This is a genomic window from Rhizobacter sp. (assembly GCF_035702065.1).
Taxonomy (GTDB): Bacteria; Pseudomonadota; Gammaproteobacteria; order Burkholderiales; family Burkholderiaceae_C; genus Rhizobacter.
Genome location: NZ_DASSRA010000153.1, coordinates 1 through 4,273, shown reverse-complemented (window position 1 = coordinate 4,273; position 4,273 = coordinate 1). Strand labels below are relative to the sequence as shown.

Below are 4,273 nucleotides of genomic sequence, written 5' to 3'. Positions count from 1 at the left end.
GGTGATCTTCTGCGCCTCGTCGTCGCTCGGGTCGCGGTTGTTGTCGGCGCGGAACTTGTCCATCTGCTGGTCGATGGCGGTGTTCATGAACATCGCGAGGATGGTCGGCGCCGGGCCGTTGATGGTCATGCTGACGCTGGTGCTGGGGCTGCACAGGTCGAAGCCGCCGTACAGCACTTTCATGTCGTCCAGCGTGGCGATGGAGACGCCCGAGTTGCCGACCTTGCCGTAGATGTCGGGCCGCAGCGCCGGGTCGTTGCCATACAGCGTGACGCTGTCGAAGGCGGTCGACAGGCGCTTGGCCGGCATGCCTTCGGAGAGCAGCTTGAAGCGCGTGTTGGTGCGGAAGGCATCGCCCTCGCCCGCGAACATGCGCGTCGGGTCTTCGTTCTCGCGCTTGAAGGCGAAGGTGCCGGCGGTGTAAGGGAAGCTGCCCGGCACGTTGTCGAGCAACAGCCACTTCAAGACCTCGCCGTGGTCTTCGTACTGCGGCAGCACCACCTTGCGCACCTTGGTACCGCTGAGCGTGGTGGTGGTGAGCGCGGTGCGGATCTCCTTGTCGCGGATCTTCACCACGTACTCGTCGCCGGCGTAGGCCTTCTGCATCGCCGGCCACTGCGCGAGCAGCTTCTTCGCATGGCCATCGAGCCGGGCTTCGCGTTGCTCGGCCAGGCCGAGCACGGCACCGACGGCGTTGGCCTTGTCGGGGTTGTCCTGCTGCAGCATGCGGCCCGATTCGCGCAGCTGCTGGATCTCGCGCGCCAGGCGAGACTGCGCCAGCGCCTGCTGCTTGTAGTGGCGCACGGTGTCGCTGATCTCGGCCAGGTAGCGCACGCGCGCGCCGGGCACGATGGGCACCTGGTGCGTGCTGTGGCGGGTCGCGGCGGTCGGCAGCGTGCTCTTGCGGGTCTTGAGGCCCAGTTCGGCAAGCCGCGGCAGCAGCGCCTGGTAGAGCGCCGTCACGCCGTCGTCGTTGAATCGGCTGGCCATGGTGCCGAACACCGGCATCTCGTCGGGGCTCTTGCCGAAGGCTTCGCGGTTGCGCTGCACCTGCTTGGCCACGTCGCGCAGCGCGTCGGCGGCGCCCTTGCGGTCGAACTTGTTGATGGCCACGAACTCGGCGAAGTCGAGCATGTCGATCTTCTCCAGCTGGCTGGCCGCGCCGAACTCCGGCGTCATCACGTACATGGGCACGTCGACCAACGGCACGATGGCGGCGTCGCCCTGGCCGATGCCCGAGGTCTCGACGATCACCAGGTCGAAGCCGGCCACCTTGCAGGCGGCCAGCACGTCGGGCAGGGCCTGGCTGATCTCGCTGCCGAAGTCGCGCGTGGCGAGGCTGCGCATGAAGATGCGTGCCCCCTGCTGCCACGGCGAGATCGCGTTCATGCGGATGCGATCACCCAGCAGCGCACCACCGCTCTTGCGGCGCGACGGGTCGATGGAGATGAGCGCGACGCGCAGCGCATCGCCCTGGTCCAGCCGCAGGCGGCGGATCAGCTCATCGGTGAGGCTGGACTTGCCTGCACCGCCGGTGCCGGTGATGCCGAGCACGGGAATGCGGGCCTTCTTGGCGGCACCGTGCAGGGCGGTCTTGAGCGATGCATCGGCCTTGCCGTTTTCCAGTGCGGTGATGAGCTGCGCCAGCGCGCGCCAGTTCGCTTCGGCGTGGCCTTGAATGGCGGTCAGCGTTGTCGGTGCATGCGGCGACAGGTCGTGGTCGCAGCGCATGACCATCTCGCCGATCATTCCCTGCAGGCCCATGCGCTGGCCGTCTTCGGGGCTGTAGAGGCGGGCCACGCCGTAGCTTTGCAGCTCCGCGATCTCGGCCGGCACGATCACGCCGCCGCCGCCGCCGAACACCTGGATGTGCGCGCCGCCGCGCTCGCGCAGCAGGTCGACCATGTACTTGAAGTACTCGACGTGGCCGCCCTGGTACGAACTGATGGCGATGCCCTGCGCGTCTTCCTGCAGCGCAGCGGTCACCACCTCGTCGACCGAGCGGTTGTGCCCGAGGTGGATCACCTCGGCGCCCATGCTTTGCAGGATGCGCCGCATGATGTTGATGGCTGCATCGTGCCCGTCGAACAGGCTCGCGGCGGTGACGAATCGCACCTTGTTCGTGGGACGGTAGTTGGCCAGCGCCTTGTGTTCGGCGGAGAGGTCGGTCATGTCGTTTGTCTCCTGGGCGTGGTGCTCGGTCAGACCACTTTGAGGCTCTTGAGTGCGGGGTCGTCGGGGGGATAGCGCAGATTGAGCGACTCGAACACCTGCTTCATCACGGTGGCGATCATCAGGTTGCGGTGCGTCTTGGAGTCGGCCGGCACCACGGTCCACGGCGCCCAGGGCGTGCCGGTGGCCGAGATGGCGGCGGCGTAGGCGGCCTGGTAGGCGGCCCACTGCTTGCGCGCTTCCAGGTCGGCCGCGGCAAACTTCCAGCGCTTGGTGGGGTCGTCGAGGCGCTCCTGCAGGCGCCGCCCCTGTTCGTCCTTTGAGATGTGCAGCATGAACTTCACGACCACCGTGCCGGTCTCGTTGAGCATGCGCTCGAAGTCGTTGATGTGGGCGTAGCGCTGGCGCGTCTGCTCGGGCGTGATCCAGCCGTTGACCGCGGGCACCAGCACGTCTTCGTAGTGGCTGCGGTTGAAGATCATCACCTCGCCATTGCCCGGCACCTGCTGGTGGATGCGCCACAGGTAGTCGTGCGCACGCTCCGGTTCGGTCGGCGCCTTCCAGCCCACCGTGTGCACGCCCAGCGGGCTCATGCGCCCGAACACGCCGCGCAGCGTGCCGTCCTTGCCGCTGGTGTCGGTGCCTTGCAACACCACCAGCAGCTTGAAGCGGCGGTCGGCATAGAAGAGGTTTTGCTGCGTGTCGAGCTCGACGGCCAGTGTGTCGACCGCCGTCTTGTCGGCCTGCTTGTCGCCCGTGGAGTAAGGCTTGGCTTGCGGGGAAATGCGCGCCAGATCGAACGCACTGTTGGCGGCACCGGCTGCGGCGTGCTGGAAATCGCTCAGCTGAGGACGGGGGGTGGCCATGGGAGCCCTCGGGGTTGATTGACGTATACGTCAATTGCCGAGTGTATCGCCCTGGCCCTCAACACTTTTGCACACTGGTGCACAAGAGGCGTTTCGGGGGTCTCGAAAAATGGGTTTGGCGGCACAATCGCAGCCCATCGAGGGCGCGTGAGAGCCGCCCCATCAGAAAGTACGAGGAGAGACGTCGTGGCCACGATCAACGTTCCCACCAAGACACCGGAGGCGTTGGCTGAGCTGACCAGCCGCCAGCGCAAGCTGAGCCAGCGCCACCGCACGGTGCTGCTGCTGGTCGATGGGCGTCGCGACGAACACGAGGTGCGCCAGATGGCCATCGCGGCCGGCTCGCCGGACACGGCCTTCGACGAACTGATGGACCTGGGCATGATCTCGCGCCCCGCGCCGCTCGAACCGGAGCCGCGTTCCAGCCGCAAGTCGTCCTCGTCGTCGGTGCTGATCGAAAGCCAGCCTGTGCCGCTGGATGCCGCGCCGTCGGCCTCGATGCCGCTGGGCCCCGACTCGGTCGTGAGCGTGCTGCCGCCGTCGCTGAGCCTGCACTCCGAGTCCCACCTGGACTCGCTCAACGAGTTGCCCCATGCGGCGCCCGAAGCACTCGAATCAGAGCCCTTCGACGTGCAAGACGAAGCCCTGGAAGAAGCGCGCGCCATCCTGCTGCGCGCCGTGCGCGCCGAGGCGCCGGTCGCCGGCTCGCTGACCATCCTGCGCTTGCGCCGTGCGCGCACGCGCGAAGACATCGAAAGCCTGCTCGAAGAAGTCGAGTCGCGCATCTTCAAGCCCTTCAAGGGCCTGTGGGCCTCGCAGACCATGGCCCGCGTGCGCGAGCTGCTTTCCACCCACCCGTCCTTGTCGCTGCCGTCTTCCTGACATACTGCGTCGATGAGTTTTCTGGCCATCGACGTCGGCAACACGCGTCTCAAGTGGGCGCTCTACGCTTCGCCGCAGCCGGGGGCTGCCGTGATGGCCCATGGCGCGGCCTTTCTCGAAACCATCGACCAGCTCGCCGAGACCGATTGGAAGAACATCCCCGCGCCGTCCAGCATGCTGGGTTGCGTGGTGGCGGGTGACGGCATCAAGCGTCGCGTCGAAGAGCAGTTGGAGTTGTGGGACATCGACCCGCGCTGGGTGGTTTCATCCGCGCATGCCGCTGGCGTGACCAATGGCTACGAACACCCCGCACGCCTGGGCGCCGACCGCTGGGTCGCGATGATCGGTGCCTG

At 67.0% G+C, this 4,273-nt stretch carries 4 protein-coding genes; 2 read left to right on the top strand and 2 right to left on the bottom strand.

The annotated features are described in order from the left end of the window. Both VFL64_RS07290 and VFL64_RS07285 read right to left on the bottom strand, forming a co-directional pair. Window positions 1-2,172 (bottom strand): methylmalonyl-CoA mutase family protein (locus tag VFL64_RS07290; protein ID WP_489539712.1); only part of this gene is annotated, 2,172 nt, incomplete at its 3' end. Window positions 2,173-2,201: 29 nt separating this feature from the next. Further along, the gene (locus tag VFL64_RS07285; protein ID WP_489539711.1) at window positions 2,202-3,038 is read right to left on the bottom strand and encodes a PPK2 family polyphosphate kinase; all 837 of its coding nucleotides are present in this window, start codon (window positions 3,036-3,038) and stop codon (window positions 2,202-2,204) included. Between the two features lie 186 nt (window positions 3,039-3,224). Between VFL64_RS07285 and VFL64_RS07280 the strand changes: the two genes are divergently transcribed. Next, window positions 3,225-3,920 carry a hypothetical protein gene (locus tag VFL64_RS07280; protein WP_489539710.1) on the top strand — a complete coding sequence of 232 codons (696 nt, stop codon included), beginning with the start codon at window positions 3,225-3,227 and terminating at the stop codon, window positions 3,918-3,920. Between the two features lie 12 nt (window positions 3,921-3,932). Continuing rightward, a partial coding sequence (locus tag VFL64_RS07275) for a type III pantothenate kinase (protein WP_489539709.1) occupies window positions 3,933-4,273 on the top strand: 341 nt, incomplete at its 3' end.

What these genes read in the sequence shown, in the direction of transcription:
- VFL64_RS07285 (WP_489539711.1), bottom strand. Translation starts at nt 3,038, where the DNA reads ATGGCCACCCCCCGTCCTCAGCTGAGCGATTTCCAGCACGCCGCAGCC.